The sequence below is a fragment of the Pseudoalteromonas sp. R3 genome, from assembly GCF_004014715.1.
In the GTDB taxonomy this organism is placed as follows: Bacteria; Pseudomonadota; Gammaproteobacteria; order Enterobacterales; family Alteromonadaceae; genus Pseudoalteromonas.
This window is the reverse complement of record NZ_CP034834.1, coordinates 403,191-428,582: the sequence shown is the minus strand read 5'-3', so window position 1 is coordinate 428,582 and position 25,392 is coordinate 403,191. Positions and strand designations below refer to the sequence as shown.

General features: G+C 44.9%; 19 protein-coding genes. 8 read left to right on the top strand and 11 right to left on the bottom strand.

Going from position 1 to position 25,392, the window contains the following annotated elements:
- Nucleotides 1–12: 12 nt before the first annotated feature.
- The 6 genes from ELR70_RS01475 to dnaK all read right to left on the bottom strand — a co-directional run bounded on the left by ELR70_RS01475 (nt 13) and on the right by dnaK (nt 8,625).
- A complete protein-coding gene (locus tag ELR70_RS01475) occupies nt 13–828 on the bottom strand; it encodes a DMT family transporter (RefSeq protein ID WP_054016690.1) in 816 nt (271 codons plus the stop codon).
- Nucleotides 828–1,781 (bottom strand): phosphotransferase, encoded by a 954-nt coding sequence (locus ELR70_RS01470; RefSeq protein ID WP_160317413.1) that lies wholly within the window; start codon nt 1,779–1,781, stop codon nt 828–830. Before ELR70_RS01470 ends, ELR70_RS01475 begins: the two co-directional genes overlap by 1 nt.
- Before the next feature lie 161 nt (nt 1,782–1,942).
- Nucleotides 1,943–4,195, bottom strand: a complete 2,253-nt coding sequence (locus tag ELR70_RS01465) for an acyl-CoA dehydrogenase (protein ID WP_054016692.1) — start codon at nt 4,193–4,195, stop codon at nt 1,943–1,945.
- A 257-nt stretch (nt 4,196–4,452) separates the two neighbouring features.
- Nucleotides 4,453–4,911, bottom strand: coding sequence for an aminoacyl-tRNA deacylase (locus tag ELR70_RS01460; RefSeq protein WP_054016693.1), 459 nt, complete (start codon nt 4,909–4,911; stop codon nt 4,453–4,455).
- Nucleotides 4,912–5,347: 436 nt separating this feature from the next.
- On the bottom strand, nt 5,348–6,478 hold the full coding sequence (gene dnaJ / locus ELR70_RS01455; protein ID WP_054016694.1) for a molecular chaperone DnaJ: 1,131 nt from the start codon (nt 6,476–6,478) through the stop codon (nt 5,348–5,350).
- A gap of 224 nt (nt 6,479–6,702) precedes the next feature.
- Entirely contained in the window at nt 6,703–8,625 is a 1,923-nt protein-coding gene (dnaK, locus tag ELR70_RS01450) for a molecular chaperone DnaK (RefSeq protein ID WP_054016695.1), read from the bottom strand.
- 216 nt (nt 8,626–8,841) lie between these two features.
- Here dnaK and ELR70_RS01445 point away from each other — a divergent pair, with 216 nt between their 5' ends.
- The 4 genes from ELR70_RS01445 to ELR70_RS01430 are packed head-to-tail and all read left to right on the top strand — an operon-like array spanning nt 8,842 to nt 13,163.
- Nucleotides 8,842–9,645 carry a thioesterase family protein gene (locus ELR70_RS01445; protein WP_054016696.1) on the top strand — a complete coding sequence of 268 codons (804 nt, stop codon included), beginning with the start codon at nt 8,842–8,844 and terminating at the stop codon, nt 9,643–9,645.
- 59 nt (nt 9,646–9,704) lie between these two features.
- Nucleotides 9,705–10,913 carry a paraquat-inducible protein A gene (locus tag ELR70_RS01440; RefSeq protein WP_054016697.1) on the top strand — a complete coding sequence of 403 codons (1,209 nt, stop codon included), beginning with the start codon at nt 9,705–9,707 and terminating at the stop codon, nt 10,911–10,913.
- A complete protein-coding gene (gene pqiB, locus ELR70_RS01435; RefSeq protein WP_054016698.1) occupies nt 10,906–12,564 on the top strand; it encodes an intermembrane transport protein PqiB in 1,659 nt (552 codons plus the stop codon). The genes ELR70_RS01440 and pqiB overlap by 8 nt, the downstream gene beginning before the upstream one ends.
- On the top strand, nt 12,564–13,163 hold the full coding sequence (locus ELR70_RS01430; protein ID WP_054016699.1) for an ABC-type transport auxiliary lipoprotein family protein: 600 nt from the start codon (nt 12,564–12,566) through the stop codon (nt 13,161–13,163). The genes pqiB and ELR70_RS01430 overlap by 1 nt, the downstream gene beginning before the upstream one ends.
- Here the strand turns inward: ELR70_RS01430 and ELR70_RS01425 are convergent.
- Nucleotides 13,153–13,671 carry a GNAT family N-acetyltransferase gene (locus ELR70_RS01425; RefSeq protein ID WP_054016700.1) on the bottom strand — a complete coding sequence of 173 codons (519 nt, stop codon included), beginning with the start codon at nt 13,669–13,671 and terminating at the stop codon, nt 13,153–13,155. The genes ELR70_RS01430 and ELR70_RS01425 overlap by 11 nt on opposite strands.
- Before the next feature lie 57 nt (nt 13,672–13,728).
- A complete protein-coding gene (locus ELR70_RS01420) occupies nt 13,729–16,602 on the bottom strand; it encodes an insulinase family protein (RefSeq protein WP_054016701.1) in 2,874 nt (957 codons plus the stop codon).
- A gap of 270 nt (nt 16,603–16,872) precedes the next feature.
- Here ELR70_RS01420 and ELR70_RS01415 point away from each other — a divergent pair, with 270 nt between their 5' ends.
- Entirely contained in the window at nt 16,873–17,058 is a 186-nt protein-coding gene (locus tag ELR70_RS01415; RefSeq protein WP_054016702.1) for a hypothetical protein, read from the top strand.
- Nucleotides 17,059–17,127: 69 nt separating this feature from the next.
- Nucleotides 17,128–18,735, top strand: coding sequence for a bifunctional UDP-sugar hydrolase/5'-nucleotidase UshA (gene ushA / locus ELR70_RS01410; protein ID WP_054016703.1), 1,608 nt, complete (start codon nt 17,128–17,130; stop codon nt 18,733–18,735).
- Nucleotides 18,736–18,779: 44 nt separating this feature from the next.
- Here ushA and ELR70_RS01405 read toward each other — a convergent pair whose 3' ends face one another.
- Together ELR70_RS01405 and ELR70_RS01400 are read right to left on the bottom strand one after the other, a co-directional pair.
- Nucleotides 18,780–19,700, bottom strand: coding sequence for a hypothetical protein (locus tag ELR70_RS01405; protein WP_054016704.1), 921 nt, complete (start codon nt 19,698–19,700; stop codon nt 18,780–18,782).
- Complete coding sequence (locus tag ELR70_RS01400) at nt 19,690–20,586, bottom strand: PhnD/SsuA/transferrin family substrate-binding protein (RefSeq protein ID WP_200908222.1); 897 nt, start codon at nt 20,584–20,586, stop codon at nt 19,690–19,692. The genes ELR70_RS01405 and ELR70_RS01400 overlap by 11 nt, the downstream gene beginning before the upstream one ends.
- A gap of 221 nt (nt 20,587–20,807) precedes the next feature.
- Between ELR70_RS01400 and ELR70_RS01395 the strand changes: the two genes are divergently transcribed.
- Together ELR70_RS01395 and ELR70_RS01390 are read left to right on the top strand one after the other, a co-directional pair.
- Complete coding sequence (locus tag ELR70_RS01395; RefSeq protein ID WP_054016705.1) at nt 20,808–21,647, top strand: S1/P1 nuclease; 840 nt, start codon at nt 20,808–20,810, stop codon at nt 21,645–21,647.
- A gap of 48 nt (nt 21,648–21,695) precedes the next feature.
- Nucleotides 21,696–24,791, top strand: a complete 3,096-nt coding sequence (locus ELR70_RS01390) for a TonB-dependent receptor (RefSeq protein ID WP_054016706.1) — start codon at nt 21,696–21,698, stop codon at nt 24,789–24,791.
- A gap of 113 nt (nt 24,792–24,904) precedes the next feature.
- On the opposite strand, the gene ELR70_RS01385 is transcribed toward ELR70_RS01390, so the two are convergent.
- Complete coding sequence (locus ELR70_RS01385; protein WP_054016707.1) at nt 24,905–25,333, bottom strand: MarR family transcriptional regulator; 429 nt, start codon at nt 25,331–25,333, stop codon at nt 24,905–24,907.
- Nucleotides 25,334–25,392 lie beyond the last annotated feature (59 nt).

Sequence of the window (25,392 nt, the reverse complement as noted above, 5' to 3'; positions counted from 1 at the left end):
TAGCTTGCTCTTTTAATATAAGGATAAGGTCCCAACAAGGATAACAAAGATGCTGCACCATTGATGGCGCTTGAGCGTTTCTTTATAGAAGCAAACACCAAGTATCGCCGCACTGATAATGCCGATCGCACGTTTAATCGCTTCCATCACCCCGGGCTGCAACTGTTGTAAAGCTACTAGCTGGCCTAACACAGCAAATGAAAACACGACGGCCGCACATCCCCACTGCCATTTGAATTTCAAAATAGATTTAATGGCTAACTCAGGTCTAAAAATAATACTGTTTATGAGTACCACAGATAAAGTCAGAAAAATCAGATGAAAACTGACACTGCCATATTTAAGGGCCTGTTTATCGAATACAATGCACATTCCCCAGCAAAACGCGGTCACGAGCATGTACCCCGTGCCCCGTTCTGTCATTGACAGTCTGCCACCTTGTAAGATAAAAGACGCAAACGTAATGGTCACTAATGCCAACACCTCTTCTTCCCCCAAAGGCTCTCCTAACCATGCCCATGCAAAAGCGCCTGACACCACAGGTGTGATAGACAACAAGGGAAGCATCACAGCAATTTTACCCACAGCTAAACCGCGAATAAAACACACACTGCCTAGTGCAGCGAGCAAGCCACTAACGACTCCAGGAATAAAGTATTGGGCAGACGGCAAAGGAGCTTCTAACCAGGCCCAGTAAATCACGTAGCCAGGCAACACCAACAAGCTAAACATAACAGACATTAACGGGGCACTGAATTGCTGTGCCAATTGCTTACGCAAGAAGTCGAAACACGCCCAGCATAGCGCACTAAACAAGGCAGTCAGCATTACTCTTCTCCGAGTTGTGCAAGACAAAGTTCTGTCTGGTGGAGCATATAAGCTGTCAGCTTTTCATGGTCCGGTTTCCAGCCAAGTAAAAAACGATGAAAATCGGCCCATACAAACGCCCATAGTCTACGCCAGCTCTTTTCCAAATCATTAAACTGCTCTGAACTCCAACTCGGCGCGAGTGCCTCGGATAGTTGTTCAAAGTACAAATTCAGATACTGCTCAGCATGTAACTCCAAATCTCGTCCACAATATAAGCTGGTAAGCAACAACATTACATCAGCTATCCCAATACCCAGACCAACATGTTGGAAATCATACCCCAACGCCTGACGTTGAGAAAAAGCGAAATTTGCCACCTTTGCATCGCCATGGATTAAGGTTTGATATGGACAATCCCGCAATCTTTGATCTATCCGGTTCGCACTGTTTTTAAGCAAACCGGGTATCATCCGTTCATACTCGTCTGGACGTGTGCTCAGATGCCAATAGTTTCCGCGTCCGTATATGTTTGGTGTGTGGGAGCTGACAAGCCCAATCGCGTGAAAACGCGCAAGCCATGCTATCATTTGAGTAACGTGCCATGGTTCTGCTTTGCTAACGTTGCGATAACCCTGAGTTTCAAAGTCAGTAAACACAAATACAAAAGCCTCGTCGCGATTTGCAACGGCTTTTACCTGTGGCAACGCACATTCATTAAGATAATCTTGCGCAGTATCTTGATAAAACATCAATTCCTTTTCATATGAGCGATGTTTACGATTCAGCGAATGCTCGCTTTGAGCAATGTGTCTATGTTCAAGCTGCGCAGGCACGGCCGCAACCTTGGCAACAAGCATGTTCCCCTGATAAGTGAACTTATAAATGTGACCACAGCCACTCCACAGCGCCTGGCAGTGTTGTGGATCTGGCAACATGGTCATAACGTGCGAAACAAGTGTTGAAGCTGACATAACACTCCCTGAGTTGTTAAGTTGATATTGACGATAACTTGCCGGAGATATGTTTATCTCACAGTGTAACACGTCTTTAAACACTTCAAGGCTGGTCATAACAACCACTTACGAAAAAGCCCCGTATCAACGGGGCTTTGCAGTGAATCGCGTATTGATGATTACTGATTAACGGCAGACTTTACATTGACTGAACCAGTCTGATCGTCCAGAAGGTTAAGGTCAAAGTCAAACTCGTCAACACGAATCGCTTTTTCACGCTTGCGGTTATAATCGATCAACTGTGCGTATTCGGTCTCAGTAATGACTTTAGCTATCAGAGCGTTATCCAGTGTTTCGTAAAAGCGTACACCCGCTTTGATCTCGCGCTTTTTCAGCGCTTTTTTAACTTTGCTTAGCAGATCCAGACATGCGATCTTGGCTTTGTATGCCTGCTCGTTAATGTCGTGACCATCGCCAGCTTGTGGTTTAACCAAATGAGTCAACTGAGCTTTAAACGCGGTATCCAGCTGTGCCGCCGTCGCCAATTCACGCACCATATCGTCGTTGATCTGCGGCATTGAGTGGCTAAACTGCATTGTCAACACTCGCATAAACTTACGCGTTCCTGATGCAGGGAAGTTATCCAAGAACTTATGCAATGCCTGCTCAGCTTCAATCAGTGCATATCGTGTTGCATAGTGGAAGTAAGGTGCGGCCGCTTCTCGGTCTGTAACAGCCACTTTTTGCTCGTAGTACTTGATAGAAGCCATTGCCGCGTAAAGGTAACTCATCACGTCGCCCAAACGCGCAGACAACATTTCTGCTTGTTTTAACTTTCCGCCCAAAACAAGCAATGAAAAGTCCGCATACACAGCCAATTTCGCTGACAAACGCTGTGCGGCTTTTTCGTATTGCTGTACCTCTGGCAAACTTGACTTGCTACCCGCAGTGAAAGGAAGCAGACCCAACTTGAAAGCACGTAAACTGTTTGCGACGCTGTACCCAACCGTTTTACGTAAAATCTTGTTAAAGGTCTTATCGGCATCAGCCTCTTCGCTGTGAATTGCTTCAACCATCGACTGCAGGTAAGGGTGACAGCGCATTACACCTTGACCGAATATCATCAGGTTACGGGTAAGAATATTCGCGCCTTCCACTGTAATTGCAATTGGTTGAGCCACATACCCACTGGCAAGTGTATTTTGCGGACCATTCTGAATTGCTTTACCTGCCAAAATATCCATTGCTGAATCCAGCACATCTCGGCCAGTTTCTGTCATGTGGTACTTCGCGATGGCCGTAACAACTGAAGGCTTAAGACCCATTCCCAAACCTTCTGTGGTCAACACACGCATGGCTTCTTGCAAATAGGTTTTACCCGCGATGTCGGCCAGCTTTTCCTGAATACCTTCGAACTGACCGATGGCCAGACCAAACTGTTCACGCACCGCGGCATATTCAGAGGCTGATTTTAGTGCAACCTGACTGGTAGATACGCCTAGTGCTGGCAATGAAATACCGCGACCAGCGCCCAGACAACTAACCAGCATTTGCCAGCCGCGACCTATGTTCTGTTGGCCGCCAATAATGAAATCCATTGGAATAAATACTTTTTCACCGCGTGTTGTGCCGTTGTAAAAACGGATCCCCATAGGATCATGGCGATTGCCCAGCTCAACACCTGGGTGCGATTTAGGGATCAGAGCACAGGTGATCCCCAGTGACTCTTTGCCACCGAGTAACCCCTGCGGATCGAACACTTTAAATGCCAGACCCAGCACGGTTGCGATAGGCGCAAGTGTGATGTAACGCTTATCCCAGGTGACTTCCAGACCCAGCACCTCTTCACCGTTGTACTGACCTTTAGTAACAATACCTTGATCTGGGATACCACCTGCATCAGAGCCGGCTTCCGGGCTGGTCAATGCAAAACATGGGATATCTGTACCATTGGCAAGGCGCGGCAAGTAATGTGCCTGCTGCTCTTTGGTGCCATAGTGCATCAGCAGCTCACCCGGACCAAGCGAGTTAGGAACCATTACAGTCACGGCAACTGCCGAAGACTTAGTTGCGATAGTGCCCACTATGGTCGAGTTTGCATATGGGCTGAATTCTCGGCCACCGTACTCTTTAGGAATGATCAAAGAGAAGAAACGCTCTTTTTTCAAAAATTCAAGGATATGCTCTGGCAAATGCTTTTCGTTCTGGATCACAGAATCGTCGATCATCGCCATCAATTCCTGCACTGGACCGTCCAGGAAAGCTTGTTCTTCGCTAGTTAATTTGGCTTCTGGTACCGCACGCAATGCGTCGAAGTCTGGTTTGCCGCGATAGATTGAGCCTTCAAGCCAGACATCTCCCGCATCAAGCGCTTCTTGCTCGGTAACTGAAATGCTAGGCAATATTTTTCTTAGTTGTGTTCTTAAACTCATAATAAACTCATCCGACCAGATTGATATGGTTACATTACGGCACAAAATTTCGTTTAGATCAATTACTCTACGTTACTTTTTAACGGGTTTTTTACTGAAAGGTCTGAGTTGTTTAAAAAATTTCTAAATAATTAATAGCTTACAAGTGTTCGCTGAATTGAGTTTTTTGAGTGATTTTTATACTAATAAAGAGGTCGGTGTAAGTTTTTCTACTGCCCGCCAATGAGAGGCCACGAATTACATGCAAACCAGAAGAGTTAAAAATCAGCAACCTGAGCTGAGCACAGTGCTTTAATCGTATCCGGACCGATCGCTAACTCCAGGCCTCGTCGACCGCCACTGACATAGATTACCTGATAATCGAGTGCGGATCTGTGCAACATTACGGGTAAGCGTTTTTTGTGTGCGAACGGGCTGATCCCGCCTAACTGATAACCTGTTGCATTTTCGGCCTGCTGCTGCGTTGCAAGCTGCGCCTTTTTCCCCTTACAACTCTTTGCAAAAGCTTTCAAATCAACAAGTTGAGTGGATGGTGTGACGGCAACAAAGAGTCGACCATCAACGCTTATCACCAAAGTTTTAAACACTTGTTGCGGCGCCAGGGCCAACGCCTCAGTTGCCTCCTGAGCAAAATCTGTGGTGCCCGGGTCGTGGTCAAATTTAAGTATGTTGAAGTCTGCTTTGTGCTTATTGAGTAGTTGGATAGCGGGTGTCATGCCTTATCGTCCTGTACCTGGCTGTCTTAAAAAATTCAATGGCGCGTCATAGTGAATAACCCTAACTTAAGGTAGACAAAACGCCAAATTAGACTAAAGTCTAATTACCTCTACACGCACTGTATTATTGCGCCGGGGAGTCGTTATGAGCAAGTACCTTGTTCGTATCGCAGCCGTTTGTGCGGTTAGCTACGTGGCATTATCTTTTTTGACTAATGAGTATTACTTTTGGGAAAGCAGTGTGACCTGTGCGTCCAAGTGTAAACGATTGGGCTGTACCGATGGACTTCTTTTAACAGGACACAGTCGAACAGTGCTGGCATGTAAATGCACTGGAGATATGGATCATCTCATGCTGTTAAACTGAGAGAAAACGGCGCCGTTAAGCGCCGTTTGTTTTTCTTAAGAGTAAGCTGAAAACTCGTTAAACGCGTACTTACTTAGTTAGATCATCAAAGAATTTCTTCACGCCATCAAAGAACCCCTGAGCCTTAGGACGGTTTTTACCCGCATCACTGCCCATGCTCTCCTCCAGCTCTTTTAGTAACTCTTTTTGTCTTTCATTCAGGTTAACCGGAGTTTCTATTACCACTTTACAGATCAAGTCACCCACAGCACCGCTGCGCACAGATTTCACGCCCTTACCGCGCATTCTGAACATTTTGCCGGTCTGGCTTTCAGAAGGCACTTTGAGGTTTGCTCTGCCATCTAGCGTCGGTACTTCAATTTCCCCGCCTAATGCCGCTGTGGTGTAGCTGATAGGCACTTCGCAGTATAAATTGTTACCATCGCGAACAAAAATCGGGTGTTCTCTTACACTCACCTGAACATATAAGTCCCCAGCAGGGGCACCGTGCATACCCGCTTCGCCTTCTCCGGAGAGTCTAATACGGTCTCCAGTATCAACACCTGCGGGGATCTTCACAGATAAGGTCTTCGTCTTCTCAACGCGACCCTGACCATGACAGCTATCGCATGGATCTGAAATAACCTGACCCGTGCCCTGACATGTAGGACAAGTTTGCTGCACAGCAAAGAAACCCTGGCGCATTTGAACCTGACCTGCACCATGACATGTTGAACATGTCTTTGGCTTTGAGCCTGATTTAGCACCACTGCCATCACATGGCTTACAGGATACCCAAGTTGGTACCTGAATCTCGACTTCTTTGCCCCGTACAGCATCTTCCAGGCTAAGATCTAAGCTATAGCGCAGATCTGCTCCCCGTTGCTGGCGTGACTGACGTCTGCCGCCTCCAAAAATATCACCGAATACGTCCCCGAAAATATCACCAAAATCAGCACCGCCGCCAAATCCACCATGGCCTGCACCACCGTTTTGTTCAAAGGCAGCATGGCCGTATTGATCATACATCTGGCGTTTTTGACTATCAGTTAAGACTTCGTAGGCTTCTTTTACTTCCTTAAACTTTGCTTCCAGCTCAGCATCACCCGCCGTTCTGTCAGGGTGATACTTCATTGCAAGGCGTTTATAGGCCTTTTTAATCTCACGTTCACCGGCGTCTTTTGATACCCCAAGAACGTCGTAATAGTCTTGTTTTGACATAGTTCTCACACATCTTACTGAGCGATCAGCCACTGTGATGACCGCCTGGCGAATAAGTGTTTAATTGTGCCACATAAGAGACTTAGTGCCTCTGCTCTTTCACTTACCGCTCTAATTTAAATACGTCAGAGCCTGCTTACCTTTGCCATTCGCGAGAATTTGAAGGATAAACAGGCCCTGTTTAGCACTCCAGGCTAGGCCTGTGTGCACTTACAAGTCAACAATTACTTGTCGTCTTTCACTTCTTCAAACTCGGCATCTACTACATCGTCGTCAGCTTTGTTTGCTTGCTGTGCACCTGCGTCACCGCCAGCTTGTTGTTGCGCCTGAGCTTTCGCCTGAGCAATTTCCATTAGCTTCTGAGACTTTTCTGCAAGTGCCTGGGTCTTAGCATCGATTTCTTCTTTGCTTTCACCTTTAATCGCTGTTTCCAGCTCAGACAGTGCCACTTCAATCGCGGTTTTGTCGTCAGCAGGTAGGTCGTCGCCAGCTTCTTCTACTTGCTTGCGAGTCGCATGAACCAAAGCATCAGCCTGGTTACGAGCGCCTACCAACTCTTCGAACTTCTTGTCTTCTTCAGCATTCGCTTCTGCATCACGAACCATGTTTTCGATTTCATCGTCGCTCAGACCTGAAGACGCTTGAATCGTGATCTTCTGCTCTTTACCTGTGTCTTTATCTTTCGCAGATACGTGTAAGATACCGTCCGCGTCAACATCAAACGTTACTTCGATTTGTGGTACACCACGCTGTGCAGGACGAATACCTTCCAGGTTGAACTGGCCAAGAGACTTATTGTCGCTTGAACGCTTACGCTCACCTTGCAGTACATGGATTGTTACCGCTGACTGGTTGTCTTCTGCTGTTGAGAAAGTTTGCGACTTTTTAGTAGGGATCGTCGTGTTTTTCTCAATAAGCGCAGTCATGACTTGGCCCATAGTCTCAATACCCAGAGACAGAGGACAAACGTCAAGTAGCAGTACATCTTTCACGTCACCAGCAAGTACACCACCTTGAACCGCAGCACCAACGGCTACTGCTTCATCAGGGTTTACGTCTTTACGAGGCTCTTTACCAAAGAACTCTGCAACTTGCTTCTGTACCAGTGGCATACGTGTTTGACCACCGACCAGAATGATGTCATTTACGTCGCTTACAGACAGGTCCGCATCAGCCAGTGCACGCTTTAGCGGCTCGATAGACTGTGCAACCAGGTCTTCAACCAGAGACTCAAGTTTTGCGCGAGTCAACTTCACGTTCATGTGCTTAGGACCTGTTGCGTCAGCAGTTACGTAAGGTAGATTTACCTCAGTTTGCTGTGCAGATGAAAGCTCAATCTTCGCTTTTTCAGCGGCTTCTTTCACACGCTGCATTGCCAGCGGATCAGTTTTCAGGTCAATGCCTTGGTCTTTCTTGAATTCAGCAACCAGATAGTTGATTACGCGGTTATCGAAATCTTCACCACCTAAGTGCGTGTCACCGTTCGTTGCAAGTACTTCGAATGTGTGCTCTCCTTCAACTTCATCAATCTCGATGATTGAGATATCGAATGTACCACCACCTAAGTCATACACTGCAACAACGTTGTCGCCTTGTTTTTTGTCCATACCGTAGGCAAGTGCCGCTGCTGTTGGCTCGTTGATGATACGTTTTACATCAAGACCAGCAATACGACCGGCATCTTTTGTTGCCTGACGCTGTGAATCGTTGAAGTAAGCAGGGACAGTGATTACCGCTTCTGTTACTTCTTCGCCCAGGAAATCCTCGGCAGTCTTTTTCATTTTCTTCAGGACTTCAGCAGAAATCTGAGGTGCTGCACGCTTTTCGCCACGTACTTCAACCCAGGCATCGCCATTGTCTGCTTTAACAATCTTAAATGGCATGATACCGATGTCGCGCTGTACTTCTTCGTCTTCGAAACGACGACCGATCAAACGCTTGATTGCATACAGTGTGTTCTGAGGGTTAGTCACAGCCTGACGTTTTGCCGGTTGACCTACTAGCGTTTCGCCCTCTTCGGTAAATGCAATAACCGATGGCGTTGTACGATCCCCTTCAGCGTTTTCGATAACGCGTGTTTTATCACCATCAAGTACCGCTACACAAGAGTTAGTAGTACCTAAATCGATTCCAATAATTTTACCCATGTGAATCTTCTCCGACTTCAAAAATTCGTTGTTCTGTTAGATGACTTGATAAATAGGGGCGGCAATTTGTAATTCAAGCGTCACAACAAAAAAAAAGTGATTTTTTTTGAATTTTTTTCGTCATGCCGTTTTTTTCATCAAAAATTCCCAAGATTTGACATTTACACCCTGGTATGACCAGATAAAGGCATGACAATCTAACTTAAAATAACTGTTATGACATTTGACGAACTCATTTCTCTACCAGCATTAAAAAATGCTCAAGCCCAGCTCTCATTGCCAGCGAGCTGGGCTCAGGGAAGAACCGTATTTGGTGGTCTCTCAGCTGCACTAATGTTACAAAGTATGCTGCATCAACTGGGCGACCAAAACAGACGCCTGCTTTCTTTTAGCTGTAATTTCGTAGGCCCGCTTTTAAGCGAGCAGCCATTCGAGCTTAACACCCAACTCTTGCGCTCAGGAAAGAGCGCCAGCCAGATGCAAGCGACCATCACACAAGATAATCAGGTTTGCCTTGTCGCCCTTGCCAGTTTTGGTAAACCTCGCACTTCGTCGATCTCGGTATCTGCGGATGATTCCTTTACGCTGCAGGAGATTAACCCTAAACAAACACTGCCTTATACAGATGGTGTCATGCCCGCCTTTATCCAGCATATCGACCTAAACCTTCAACAAGGTGCCTTGCCATTCAGTGGTGCCGACTCAAGTCATATTGGTGGCTGGATGAAGTTCAAATCCCCTGCGCAACCTCACCTTTCAGTATTGCATTTGCTGGCGCTTGCTGATGCCTGGCCACCCACTTTGCTACAATTGTGTAAAGGCCCAACACCAGCGAGCAGTATGTCCTGGTATATCGAGTTTCTTAATGATGTTGAACTGCCTGGCTCAGAGTGGTTTGCCATGGAGGCTGTGACACATCAGGCAGAGCATGGTTACGCAATAGAGGATGCAAAACTATTTTCGCAAGATGGTACTTTGTTGGCATTAAGCAGACAAACTGTAGCAGTATTTGATAGTTGATAAAAACGGGTAAGTCACTCACACTATGTTGAGGAGTAAGTTAAAGTATTGGTTGAACAGTGATAGTCGCCTGCCAGCATTGTGATTATTTAGTGTCTATAAGAGATTTGGGCGAGCAGCAACGAGCTGTTTGTCCACACTGCGGTAACGTGCTTGCCACGACCCAACGCAACTATGCTCAGTGGATTGCGGCTTTTAGCCTTTCTTCTATTATATTTCTGCTACTAAGCTTGCAACCACATTTTATATCTTACGCTCAGCATGGACTTAAACAAAGCATCAGCCTGATGGCCGCAATCATGCAGCTGGCCGAGAATTACAGCGTATTCTTAGCCGCATTGCTTAGTGTGAGTATCGTTATTTTGCCACTCGCCGCCAGCGCTTTGATCCTGATGGTTCACACTCCTATTTGGCAAAAGCTGAATCCCCACAATGCGCGCGCGGTTGCAAAATTCATTATGACCCTGAGGCCGCTCAACCTGGCTGATATTTTTTTAGTCGCGGTGTTAATCAGTGCATTTAAACTGACTGCATTTGCAGAAATAGAAGTAGGTCTTGGCTTTTGGGCTTACATTCTGTTTGTGCTCTGCTTTATTGAAACGCTCTCGCTACTGAGCCAACATCAATTGTGGCAGCTGCAACAAGCCCATTTTACGCCAACGATAGAACACTGCGCCAAACGGGCGAGCTCACAACAGTTAAAGCAATGCCATGTCTGTCAACAAATCAGTCGCAGCGAACATTGTCCACGCTGCCTCGCGAAGTTGAGTTATCGAAAAAACAATTCCGTTGCACGCAGCGCAGCTTGGATGCTGACCTCTTTGGTATTTTTAATCCCGGCATTGTCTTTTCCAATCATGGACACCATCAATTTAGGTTTGCATACCCCCGCTACAATATATGGAGGCGTTGAGGTATTGTGGCGAAATGGTTCATACCCTATCGCCATCGTGATTTTTATTGCCAGCATCTGCATTCCCCTGCTCAAAGCGGGCACTTTGTTTTATTTGCTATACCGAGTCAGGCGTCCAGCCGACCCAAAAGTGACTGCAAAATTCTACCGCGCCCTTGAAGCGGTTGGAAAATGGTCAATGATAGACGTTTTCGTCGTGATTCTCTTGGTTTCTCTTGTCCAGCTTGGTACTGTACTGAGCGTTGAACCGCAGCCAGGTATTGTGTTTTTTACTGCCATGGTTATCTGCCAGATTTTTGCAGTGAACAATTTTGACCCTCGACTACTTTGGGACTCTTTGAATAAACATGAATAAAGAAGCATATATCGAGCCCAAACCCAGGTTTTCAGTCATCTGGATTGTGCCCTTACTGGCCATATTGATAACTGGCTGGATGCTCTATCAGCATCAACAAAATAAGGGCCATCAAATATACATTAAGATGAAAAATGCAGATGGTGTCATCGCGGGTAAAACAGAGGTAAGAGTCAGAAGTGTTAAGATTGGCGTAGTCGAATCTCTACGCCTGCAAGTCGAGCAAAAAGCGGTTGTCGCGACTGTTAGAATTGACAAACACTACGATGGTTTGCTGACAGAAGATGCCAAATTCTGGATAGTAAAACCTCGTATCGATCAATCTGGGATCAGCGGGCTAAACACTCTGTTATCCGGAGTTTACATCGAATTACTACCTGGCGAGAGCAAACAACGTTCTAGCCTGTATACGCTTCAAGATCAACCTGCCCTTATATCCACCGATGTAGAAGGCCTGCGTTATCAGCTCAGTTCTTCCAGTGGCGAAGTATTAGATGTCGGCACTGGTATTTTTTTCCGCAACTATCATATCGGACAAATTGAAAGGGCCGTATTTAATACTGATTCACTACAAATGGAATACGGTATTTTTATCGACTCACCCTATGACAAACTTATTACCCACAACGCCATTTTTTGGATCAACTCAGGCGTTGAGATCTCATTAACAAGTGAAGGAATAAACCTGAACACTGGCTCATTGGCTAAAATGATTAAAGGTGGTATTTCCATCGACTACCCGCCCGAGCAAGGGGGTGGAGAAATTGCCACTGAAGGCCGAGCATTTAAATTGCACCAGAATTTTGCTGTTGCATTAGAGCGACGTTTTGATTTGTTTGATCACTACCTGGTTGAATTTGAACAGTCTATTCGTGGTTTAAAACCTGGCGCGCCGGTCGAATACCGCGGCATGCGAGTCGGTACAGTGGAACAGGTACCAGCGAGGCTAGAACGAGATGGGCTGCCACTTTACTTCCAACAAGGCAACACATCCATACCTGTGTTAATTAAAATTGAGTACGGTCGTATCTATGAAGTTGATGCGAAAGCTAAACAATATTGGCAAGAAAATATAGAACAATGGGTTAAAAATGACTTAAGAGCCTCACTAAAAAGTGGTAATATTTTAACAGGTGCGGTATATATAGAACTAGATTTTTACAATTCTACCCATCCGACCAGTTTAGGGATGAATTACGCGTACCCGGTATTACCGAGTGTACCGAGTGGTTTTACAGCCTTGTCAGAGCAAGTGATGGCTTTGTTGAACAAGCTCAACAAATTACCTCTGGATAACTCACTAAACGAGGCGCAAAAAACAATGCAGGCATTTACAGCGTTGGCTGAAGAAACGCAAGCACTGGTAAACGGTTTCAACACAACGAAAGTATCAGAAAAAGTGGAAAAGAACTTAACACAATTACAGGGAACACTGGCGCAGCTGACAGCCAGCCTGAAACAATTTGAGAAAACGCTGAACAATTACCAAAAAGGTTCAGGTATGGTAGAACAATTGACAGATACCCTGCAAGAGCTTGAAAGCTTAAGTAACTCGCTTAAGCCAGTATCAAAAGGGCTTAACGAGCAACCCAATATGCTGTTGTTCGATAAAGATTCTTTGGCGGACCCTGAACCGCGGAAGCAGCAGTAATGAGAGGCGTCATCGCATTAATAGCTGTACTGATGACGGGCTGTACGGGCTCCTCTCCTGCTCAGTATCACTATTACCGGTTTAGCATCCCTCAAGTCGCAGCAGAGGCTAACAGCACTGAACAAATCAGAGTATATTTAGATCAGATTAATATAATCGGAGTTGCTGACCAGCAAGCACTTGTTCAGTATACCGGCGAACATACAGTTCATATCGCCAGTTACCATTACTGGGCTGAGCACCCTAAATTATTGCTTACTAAAGAAACGCTCCGTTATTTGAATGGCTCCGGCCTTACCCCAGTCCTTTCAGTTAATGCAAGTGAATTGAAACAAGGCAAATACAGGGTATTGATTGAAGTGACAGACTTAGCTGGACATTACCAACATGGTGCGATACTGCGAGGTAGCTGGCATCTATACCACATGTCAGCTAAGGGAGCAGATTTGGTGGATGTACATCAGTTTGACTATACAGCTCCTCTTGTTGAGGACGGGTTTAATGCACTGATCACCGCCCACCAAACAAATTGGCAACACCTGATGAAACACTTGAAGTCAGAAATTGCCCAGGTCAACAGTAAAACCTCTACTTATTAAGCTGATTTATGTATAAGTTGGTTTTTTCCATGTCTGCCACCAGTTGAAATGTGCCAACTAAAAGAAAATTCAACTTTTTCAAAAGTTTATTACTTGCACTATTCTCTGGTGTTGTAATCGCTCCTAATGCGTTATATTTACCGCAATCGCGAACAAACGTAAGTAAAGCCTCAGCTGCTTCAAACGCATAACCTTTGCCACAATGCCTATCCAAAAATGCATAACCTAGGTCGGGAAAAGCAAGATAAGGTCGCTGATAGAGCCCACAAATCCCAATGGCGGTCCCGTCAAGCAATGTAACAATATAGGGGCTAGGCGCCGCCAAATCATACGGTGTGAAGAATGCGCTTTCTATATATTTTTTCGCATCATCCAATGTTCTTATTTGTTTATCCGCAACATTCTCGATAAAACTCTTTTGGTTGAGCAGCTCAAAGATCAACTCAGTATCACTAAGACTGGCTCGACGCAGTATCAAGCGCTCAGTTTGAGTTAAGATTTCCGCCATACATTAATACCCTTAATATACTGAGCGGGGCTAATGCCCCGCCAGGTTAATAGTCGCTTATTCAAATCGTACTTTTTTATAAAGCTCATCCATTGAGTTAACTTTTACTTCATTAGGCACAGTTGCAAAAGGTTTATCGGCAAACTTCTTACCTCGGATCTGAATGTTCAATCTTGCAGCTCCTTCATTGAGCATACTCTGTGCAAAGTATGACCTAAGGTCTGTTAGGGTGACCTGTTTAGTTGCTTCGATTAATTTGGCTCTCGAGTCAAAAGCCAGGTTGTTGCGATACCAATCTATAAGGATTGGCTGCGACTCCTCAGCAAGGTTCTTGGGCACTTCTGACAGAGAAAGTAACGCCGCCTCTTTGAGCTGATTAAACGTCCCTTCGTCAAGCTCACTCAATGCTTTTGCATATTCCTGTTTGTACAGATCAAATCGAACCTGCATGGCTTGTACATCTAGCACAGGTGTCTGAATGTAGAATCCGATCGCGGAGTATTCATCAATTCCCTGTGCAATCGCCCCAACTGCATAAGCCAACTGTTCTTCAGTTCGTAGCGAATTGAAAAGGTGACTATTCAGGTGTGACTTTAGTACCAGTGCAGCGGCTTTTTGCGCATAACCGGGGGTGGGATGCACGAACATATCTACAATGGCAACATCTGCTGTGTCAGTATCCTGCTGCCAGACCAGGGCTTTACCAGCTTCCGGTTGCAGGAATTTTGCTCTCACATAATCATTGTGCTCTGCTGGCTTGTTAAGGGTGCCCTTAACCACCTCAACCACATTTGCCAGAAACGCTTTATTGTAGTTGCCATACCCAAATATCCGCACTGTGTGATGATTAAGTAGTTCATTTTGCGCCGTTGAGAAATCATCTCTGGTCATGTTTCCTGCAATATCAATTAGTACACTTTCGTCAAAGTTTCCAGAACGCACTAAGGCCTGATAACGGCCAAATGCCTGATAAAACGGGAATTGCTGGCTTTGGTTTTGAATATTCCGGATATACCTGTCAATAGCCTGCTCTAACTGTTTTTGGTTTGGCTGTACTTTCAAACCATCAAGTGCCTGGGATAGCAAGGCGCCTTGTTTATCTGTAAACCCTGATATAGTCAGAATTAATCCGCTATTTACGCCAAGCCTGAGCCCCATACCAGCAACCGACGCTTCCGTCAGCAACTTTGCCTTTTCAATCGAATATAAATCCGCCCACAAAGCGGCAGCAACCTGAACCTGTGCGCTTTCTAGCGTTTTAGGGGAGTTAATATGTATCTGTAGGCGCCCTTTTGGCTGGGCGCTGTATTTTTCGCTGGCTTTGTGCCATACAGCGACTGTATTGTCCTGATAAACCTTGTTCACTGTGTCACTTTGTTCTGATTGAGTCACAATATCAAAGTGCTCGGGAAGCAAACGGTTTATGCTTGGTAACTCAAGTTCAGGGTTTATGCTTGCCTGCCAAGATGCTAGCTCTTGATCGGGAATGTCAACGACCTTATAGCGGCCATCATAAAAGTGCAGTTGCTGGTCTTGTGGCTCACTTTTACTGATGTACCAAACTCGGAGCCGCTGTGCATTTAGCTGTTCCAGCACTTCTGTAACCGCCTGCTCGTTGAAATCCGCAAAAAAGTAAGGGGCATCAATCGCATGGTTCACAGGGAATTTTTGCATACTGTCTGCAAGACCAGACACATAATCAAACTCATCGCCACGCTCTAAGAACCTGAATTGGTTAGCAAGTGATGTCTTGATCTCTTTGAAATACTTGCGGTCTATGCCTTGTTCCTTGATAAGCTGGATATACTGCATGACTATTGCAACCGCTTGCTCCCGGTGGTTCATACCGAGGTCTGTCAGCTGGATATCAACAGATAAAGAGCCATAGTTGCCATACAGATCGGGTACCGCATTAGCTGTCAGCTCAGAAATCCAGCCCTTGCTTTTTAGCACCTGCGCGGGACTCCCCTGCATTTCATTACTCAGCAAGTAGGTTACAAAGTAGTTGGGCTTGAACGCAAACTCATTCATGTTATTGGAAATTGTAAAATCCAGCTTCAATGTTTTCACGTCTTCATTGGGAACATAATGAATACGTTTTTGTCCAAATTCGGCAAAGTCTAGCTGTGTATCTACGCGTGGCTCTTGAATTTGTTTGTTTTTAATCGTTGCAAAGTGTCTGCGTGCTTTTTCTGCCATCTCGGGCAAAGGTAAATTGGAGATCATCGCCAATTTCATGATATTCGATGAATAATATTTATTATAAAAAGCAACAGTTTCTTCATGTAGTTTACTATCTGGTTTGTCACCCAATGTTTCGTTGTTACCAATCAAAAAACGATTTGCAGGATGTGCACCCATCATGCTTCGCGACAATTTATACTGACCGAAGAAATCCATCTCCCTGCGCATAGACCACTCTGCATTTACTGCATTTTTCTCTTTATCTGTATACTCAGGATAGAGCTTTGGTGATTTGAAAAAGTCGGAAAATCTGTCGAGCGCTTCATCATAGGCCTGATTATTGACCTTGAACATATAATTAGTGATGTCTAACCAGGTATAAGCATTGTGTGTGCCGCCGTTGCGGCTCATAAAGTCTTTATATCCTTGTGTATCAGGGTACCGCTCGGTTCCCAAAAACAGCATATGTTCGAGATAATGAGCCATCCCTTGTTGCGACATAGGATCATGAAGTAGCCCAACACCCACGCTCAATGCTGCAGCCGACTTTTCCACTTCAGGGTCTGATACCAGGATTACTTCGATCCCATTAGGCAAAGTAAGTGTCTGATACTCTCTTTGATCATTCGGGCTAACGACGAGCGATTTTGCCATGGGTACAGCAGCTTCTCCTGCTGCACGATAAGTTGACACACACCCTGATAACAAAGCGAACGCAATGCTGGCGACTACCATTGTTTTTTTCATTAACTATCCATCTCAATATGACTATTCTGGTCTGAGGCCAGCCCTGCAGGCTACCTGACTCCCCAAACGCTACCATCTTATCTCAGTGAAATTCAATGGTTATTGGGCATTAAAATGAGGTTTAGAGTCCCCAAGCACATTTTTCGCCTTATAGCGATTAGTAATAACAACCAGAAAACCTAAAAGAATTTTTTATCACACAGTTTTTTCTATTTGATAACATTACGGGCAAACAATAATGCTAACGTTGGATCATCAGGGGCATATTAAATGGAAATAAATCAATCTATCTGTGACTTTGGGCTTCATAGTGGCGAGCCTTACAGCAAGCTTCCAGCCAGCTTTCTGAATTGGATGGTTGCAACCGGGCATGCCAAACAGGCTCTGGCCAAGGAAGAGCTGACTCGCAGGCACAACGCAGTGTGTGATTCCAGAATGAAATCAAAAATTCAATAATCGGCTATATTTGCTTAGAGCTTTTAGTTTAAACTATGGCGCATAGAAAGACCCCACTGAAGTAGACTTATGCGCCTTATTATTCCTTCGCTGTTGGCACTATCTCTGACAGCTTGCTACACAACACAGCAAACCAGTTCTGATCCAACAATTGACGCAGTTCATTATCTTACTGTGCTTCATACCAATGATCACCATGGCCGTTTTTGGCATAATGAAGACGGTGAATATGGCATGGCTGCACGCAAAACTCTGATCGACCAATTAAGAGCACAGGCTCAAGCACAAGGTCATAGCCTGGTGTTGCTGTCTGGTGGTGACATAAACACGGGAGTCCCAGAATCGGATCTTCAGCATGCAGAACCTGATTTCAAGGGAATGAGCTTACTGGGTTATGATGCGATGGCAATCGGCAATCATGAATTTGATAATCCACTTGATGTTCTGGACAAACAAATTGCTTGGTCTAACTTTCCGTTTTTATCTGCCAATATATTACACAAACATAACGGTGAACATGCATATCAACCTTATACAATAATAGAAAAGCAGGGCCTGAAAATCGCGGTTATTGGTTTAACCACAATAGATACAGTAAAAATTGCCAACCCCGAGTTCGTTGGCGGCCTCGACTTTATCGAGCCAGCTCCCATTACAACTCAGCTATCACAACGTATTCGGCAACAGTATAATCCAGATGTAACAATCGCAGTAACGCATATGGGCCACTATCATAACGCAGCCTATGGTATCAATGCACCGGGAGATGTGACGCTCGCTCGTAATGTACCTGCCGGTACTCTGGATATGATCATAGGCGGTCATTCACAGGAACCGATTTGTATAGATGAAAATGGCGAAGAAGATGCTGACTTTGCTCCAGGCAAAGCATGTAAGCCGGATCGGCAAAACGGCATTTGGATAATGCAGGCTCATGAATGGGGCAAGTATGTGGGCAAAGCGGTTTTCAAAATATCTGACAATGAGAAAACGCTTGAAAGCTATGAATTAATCCCTGTAAATCTTAAAGATGAAAAAGGCCAGTGGGCGCAGAATTACATAGAGCATGACCCCGAGTTAAAAGCATTTTTAGCCCCTTATCAAAAGGCCGGTGAAAGCAAAATTGCGGGCGCCGTTGGGGAAGTCGATGCATTTCTAGATGGCCGCAGAGACACAGTTCGTTTCAGACAAAGCCCCCTTGGCGATTTGGTTATTAAAGCACAAATGGCAGCTGTAGGTGCAGATTTCGGCCTTATCAGCGGTGGTGGAATAAGGGCCAGTATAAAAGCCGGCGAAGTCAGCTACAAAGATATTTTAACAGTACATCCATTTCGAAACCGAATCACCTACATAGACTGGAGTGGTCAAGAGTTGATCGACTATATGTCGGTTGTTAGCGCATTTCCGCCAGACTCCGGTGCCTATTTGCAATATCATGGTATCGAGTTCGATATACAAAGTGGCAAGCTGACAAATGTTAAGATACAAGGTAAGGCCGTTGACCCAAACAAAACGTACCGAATGAGCATTAACAGCTACAACGCTGCCGGAGGAGACGGTTACCCTGTGTTGACTGACTTACCTGGATATACAGCTACCGATAGTACAGATGCACAAGTTTTGAGAGACTTTATTGAACGTCACTCTCCAATTAAACGCTCAACATTATCAGACTAACTTGCCAGCACGAACGGGCGTAATCTCGATACGCCCGTAGTTTTTTACTTTCCGATCACCTCGATATCCTCTGCCTTCTGTGCTTTTAACCCATAGCTGTGCAATTTTGAACGTGACCCTTCTCCATGAGCTTTAGGTGGGTACAACTTTGCTTTTAACTCTGGCTGGTGTGTCAGCAGCTCATCCAGCGCAGCACGGATCTCGCTCAATGTTTTCTCAAGACTATTAGAGAAATTAGGCCGTTTTCTTATTGTGTGACCCAATGCAACCAGACGATGAAAGTACTTATCTGCGATGTCCAGTAACTCATCTGGCACCTCTTTATTCTGATTGAGTGACACATCAGGGTTATGTAAACAAAACTCCAGAAGTGCCAGGTAAAAACACAGTGGTTTATTGGCCAGTTGAACCTGTCGAGTCTTATCGCCACTCAGACACAGAGTCTTTGAGTAAAGGTCTACAACCAGGTGCTGTGGTTTAGGTTTGGCAGCCATAGTTGTAGCCGATTGTCGCTTTGCCTGCTCTCTTTTTTGAGAAACTGACCTATAAAAGGCAAGGTTTAACAAAGCAATCACTAAAGGGAGTATATATAACCAATAGTTGTGGCTCGTATTTGCTCGGTAGCTGATAGCGGTGTTGCCATCAGCACCCGATAACAGCAGCTGCTCTTCGGCAGTCTGGGAATCTTGTACTGAAATATTCAGGATCCGAACCCGGCTCATTTCCTTTTTAAGCCGTCTGTTAAGCGCATCTATGTATTCCTCAACACGTGCAGCATCGCCAGCATAATTAAGCTGCGGATCTGCTATTGGAAGTCGATTTTTGTCCAGAGCAATCCGCAGCTTGATACTCCCTAAGTCTTGCTCAATTGTGTATCTGATAGCACGCTCGTGAGCAAACACAAAAACCAGGGAAAAGATGACACTATAGATAGAGAATGCCAGCAAACCTGTTTTACGACTCATCTTTTTCTCCAAGAAAATAAACAGGTAGCTCTTCACACTGCCAATACAGATCCAGCTGATCAAAATAGCTCGAACCATTATTTTTGGCTACTTCCTGCAGCTGACGCTGTAAAGAACATGCCAAATCGGTGTTATCAACATCCATTTTTACGTACCAACGGCTACCGCTAATGTTCTCACCAATTGGCGTTATGTAGTTTGCGGAGAACCGGTCCTCGTCACTTTCTTGCCAATAGGTTGCTATAATGTCTAACTCACCCGCTGAGAGCTTTTCTCTTAACACTTGATGGGAACTTACATACTGGATATCCAAAACACGCATATCTAAATCGAGCCGTTTAAACATTTGTTTTGGGATAATATGACCTGAGCGGCTGGTTGGGTAATCCAGCAAGCCTATTTTCTTATCCAGAAAGTACGCTTTTTCTAATCTTGGCTTTTCTCGGTTTGAAATAAAAAATGCCGTATAGGTAGGATAGCCAACGACCGGCATATAGTTATAAGTAGACTGCGCCTTTAAAGCCGCCATCACATTGTCTTTTGATAAAGTAAGATCAGCAAGCCCCTTAGCAATGTAATCAATTTGCTCCGCCAGTTCACCGCTGTAGCGTATCTTTACACGACCAAATTGCTTCGCTACCACTTCATCCTGACACAGAGCTGGCGCCAATTTTCGAGCCAGTTGTTCTACCGGTACATGTACTCTAAAGACGGCTCTGTTACTCGTTGAACGTGTCTCGCAAGAGACACTACTTTCGACCAGCTTTGGTAACTCACCAACCGGCTTGCCAGTCAGGTTACTGGCAAGTAACCAACAGCACCAGACAGAGAGAAACAAAACTGTAACAATAGTTGTTTTATTGCTTAGAGAGTGATTATTTTTCAAAACTTCGTATTTCTTAAGTTGCGCGCCCCTATATTAGATCAATTTTTATTACCTATTGCAATAGGTAAACTTACTAAAAAGATATAACCCCATGTTTTAGCTACTTTATTAACAAGAAATTATGAATCCTATTGAGTCCTTTTCTTTTGCGAAAAAATCCGGACAATTGGCCGCATTCCAAAGGTGTAAACAATACCCGTTTTGGGTAAAGAGAATTTTTGATGTTACGAGCTTCTATTCAGTGTTTGGTGTTTTCTACTTTAATTTTCAGCACCAGCGCTTTGTCTTGGGGAATGAACGGCCATAGAGTTGTTGGTGAATTAGCTCAACAGCACCTTACCCCAACGACTGAAAAAGCGGTAAAAGCCCTGTTGGCGGAAGACTCTTTAGCCGAAGTCTCCACTTGGGCGGATGAAATGCGTTCTAGCTCAGAAACCTTTTGGAAAAAACAATCAGGCAAATGGCATTACATCAACATCAAAGACCCAAGCAGAATGACGCAATATGATGATGCGTCTGTTGAGCACAAGCATGATGTGAACCACATACTCGATGGCATCAACTACTCTGTTTCGGTGCTTGAAAATACTAAATCCTCTAAAGAAGACAAGCAATTTGCGCTAAAGTTCCTGGTTCACTTAGTCGGCGATGCACATCAGCCCTTCCATGCAGGTCGTAGTGAAGACCGCGGTGGCAATCTCATAAAAGTAACCTTCTTTAACGAAGAAACAAATCTACACTCCGTTTTTGATACTAAACTGATTGAGCATCAAGCGCTTTCTTACCGGGAATTGAGCGACTTTATTGCAACGCGCGATAAAAAGAAGATAGCGCAAATGCTCAATAGTCGCCCGGCAGATTGGTTGGTAGAGTCGAACCAAATAGCTGAAAAGATTTATAATAGCAATGAAACTGACATCAGCTGGGCGTATATTCATAGGTACACCCCAGTTGTAAAGTCTCGGCTTCTTCAAGGCGGGATTAGACTGGCTGGATTGCTAAATCAAATTTTTGACAAAAATTCAAGACCACTTGAAACTGCATTAAAAGCAGGCAAGTGAACCTTGACGATTATCATTTAATAAACCTATAACACGGGAAACAACATAATGAAAACGCAACTACGCAAAACGGCTCTCTCACTTGCAATCGCTGCATGTGTCGGTGCAAGTGGCGCTGCTTATGCGAATGACACTGCTTCTGCGGTAAAAGGTCAAATCACCGGTCCAAATGGAAACCCGGCGGTTGGCACCAAAATCACCATCATTCATACGCCTTCAGGCTCTGTGAAAACAACAACTGTTGGTGAAAACGGTTCATTCTCAGCGAAAGGCCTGCGCGTTGGTGGTCCTTACCAGATTATCGTTGACTCTGATAGTTTCGAAGACACTATGGTAGAAGATGTGTACCTGAGTCTGGGTAAAACTTACCCTGTTACGGTTCAGCTACAGTCTAAAAGCCAAATGGAGCAAATCGTTGTAACTGGTCGTCCTATCACCATGAATTCTGGTGGCACTGGCCCGGCAACTAACTTCTCTTTGGCAGACCTTCAAGAAAAGCCAGCTATCAACCGCGATCTAAAAGATATCGTACGTACAGACCCTCGTATCTTTGTTGACGAGTCTAACTCAGGTGCAATCCAGTGTGCCGGTGGTAACCCTAGATTTAACAGTCTGACCGTAGATGGCGTTCGTATGAACGACAACTTTGGTTTGAACAGCAATGGTTACCCAACCGAGCGTATGCCATTCTCTTTTGATACTATTGCACAAGTAGCTGTTGAGTTAGCGCCATTTGACGTTCAATACGGCGGCTTTACTTCATGTAACATCAACGCAGTAACTAAGTCTGGTACCAATGAAATCCATGGCGGCGTTTTTGCTGATTACACCAGTGACTCACTTTCTGGTGATAAAATTGAAGGTAAAAAACAAGATCTAGGTGACTATGACGAGAAGCGCTATGGCTTCAACGTAGGTATGCCTCTGATTGAAGATACGCTTTTCCTTTTCACCAGCTACGAAAAGCTTGAAGGCTCACAAGTATTCTCTTACACACCTTACGCTAACGGAAAAATTACACTAGACGAAATTAATGAAATCATCGATATTTCAAAGTCTTTGTATGAGTACGATCCAGGTACTATGGTTCCGAGTATGCCTGTTGAAGATGAGAAAATCCTAATCAAACTGGATTGGAACATCAACGAAATGCACCGAGCTTCGTTCGTATACAACTACAACGACGGTTACTCTCTGAGCCAATCTGACTCAAGCTCAGACCGCATGTCTCTGTCTAACCACTTCTATGAGCGTGGTGCAGAATTAAACTCTTATGTTGCAACTGTATACTCTGACTGGACAGACGATTTCTCATCAGAAGTACGTGTTGGTTACTCTAAGCTTGATAACCGTCAGAACTCTCTGGACGCTGCATCTGGCTTCGGTGAAATGCAAATTTACACTGACGACGTAACGGTTTACATTGGCCCGGACGATTCACGTCAGGCTAACAAGTTAAAGTATGACAACCTTTCTCTTAAACTGGCTGGTACATATTACCTTGACGCACATGAGATAAGCTTCGGCTACGAAATGGAAGAGCTGGATGTCTTCAACATGTTCGTACAGCACAATGAAGGTGAGCATCGTTTCTTCGGTGGTATTGAAGACTTCCGTAATGGTGTAGCTCGCGTTTACTATGGTAACGCAAGTAGCCATAACCCAATAGACGCTGCAGGTGAGTTCAAGTACGCGCTTAACACCCTATATGTACAAGATAAATTTGATCTGGAAGATTACGAAATCTCAATCACAGCAGGTCTTCGTTATGATTGGTACACCAGTGATGATGTTCCTGCAGAAAACAAGAACTTCGAAGGTCGTTACGGCTTTTCTAACCAACAAAACCTTGACGGCGTATCACTACTTCAACCACGCTTAGGCTTCAACTGGGTTTACAACGACCAGTTAGAGCTGCGTGGTGGTATTGGCTTGTACTCAGGCGGTAACCCGAACGTTTGGATCTCTAACAGCTACTCTAACGACGGTATCCGTAACATCCAAATTAACCAAAAGAACATGCAGCTACTTGGTCCGGATGCGGTTACATTTGTTGATAACGGCAAAGCAGGCTATGCTATCCCTAAAGACCTATATGATGCCGTAGGCAGTGGTACCGCTGATGCAAGCACCAACGTAACAGATCCCGATTTTGATATCCCTTCTGAGTGGAAATACTCACTAGGTGCAACGTATGTTACAGAAGAAGACTACGTTTTCACCATTGATTACCTATACACGCACAAGCAGAACTCAGCTATCGTTCGCAACTTAGCCCTGGTTCGCGCTGGCACAGCACCAGATGGTCGTCCAATCTACTCTGACGATCTGCACCCAAGAAATTCAGATTTCTTGCTTACTAACGTAAAAGGACAAGACGCGTATTCTCATATCCTGTCGTTTGGTATGAATAAGTCATTCGACAACGGTATCGATTTGGCGCTGTCATATGCATACACTGTCTCTAAAGACGTGCACCCGATGACAAGCTCAGTAGCGTTCTCGAACTACCACTTCTTCGCTACGGCAAATCCAGAAGCACCTAACCTGACTACTTCAAACTATGAAGTGCCACACCGTGCAACTCTGTCACTGTCGTACAAGCATGAGTTTATCGACGGCTACGAGACTAAGTTTAACCTGTTCGGCCAGGCAAGCGTAACTAACCCTTACTCTTACACGTTCGATAACACAGGTATGTTCGGATTCGCAGATACAGAACGTGACCTATTGTACGTACCAAACATTGAAGACAATGCTGTTCAATATGGTGCTGACTTCGATAAAGCGGCGTTTGATGCTTGGGTTGAGCGTGAAGGCCTTACTCGTGGTGAAGTCCTTGACCGTAACTCTCAAGACGGTGAATGGTGGGTTACTTTTGACTTGAAAGTTGAGCAGGAATTTGCCGGCTTTGCAGATGGTCATAAAGGTTCTGCGTTCTTCACAATCAAAAACCTGGGTAACTTGTTGAACGACGACTGGGGCGTAATGGAAACGGGTAGTGAGATGCAAAACGCTGTTACTGCACGTATTACCGAGGCCGGTCGTTACGAGTTCGTTAAATTTAATGACCCAAGCGGTACTGATTTTGAAGTTCGTCCTTCACTTTGGGAAATCCGTGTAGGTGTTAAATACGACTTCTAATATCTAAAACACGTAATTAGATAATCTCTAAAGGTCAACTTCGGTTGACCTTTTTTTGTTACAATGACGCAGTAAAACAAAGCTTTGCTTATTTATGTCCGACAACTTTTACATCATGAAAGAAAATGCCCTTCCAGCTTTTTCATTGTTGCCAGTAAGGCTTGTTTTTCATCCGGGTTTAACTCGCCTAAGAGATTACTTTCCCAACTAAGCGCTTCAGGAGTCAGTGTTTCGTACAACACGGTGCCCTGCTCTGTTAATGTCATTTCGGTGGCGCGTTTATCCGTCTCACTTTGCTCGGCAACCAGTATTCCCTGCTGCTGCAATTGCTTAATGGCTCGCGACACCGTTGACTTATCCATACTTGCCAGGTCGCACAACTGCTTTGCGGTTGCACCCGGGTGCTGAGCCAGGTGCACCAATACACGCCATTGCGGTATGGTCAGTCCGGCTTGTTCATACACTTCAGAAAAAGCCTCACTCATTGCATTGGCCAGCCTAACCATGCGGTACGGCAGAAATTCATTGATATCAAACGCCATTATCAAGCTCCAGGTACATCTGGCAAATTTTTGTATACTTAGATTTACACATTAAAAAC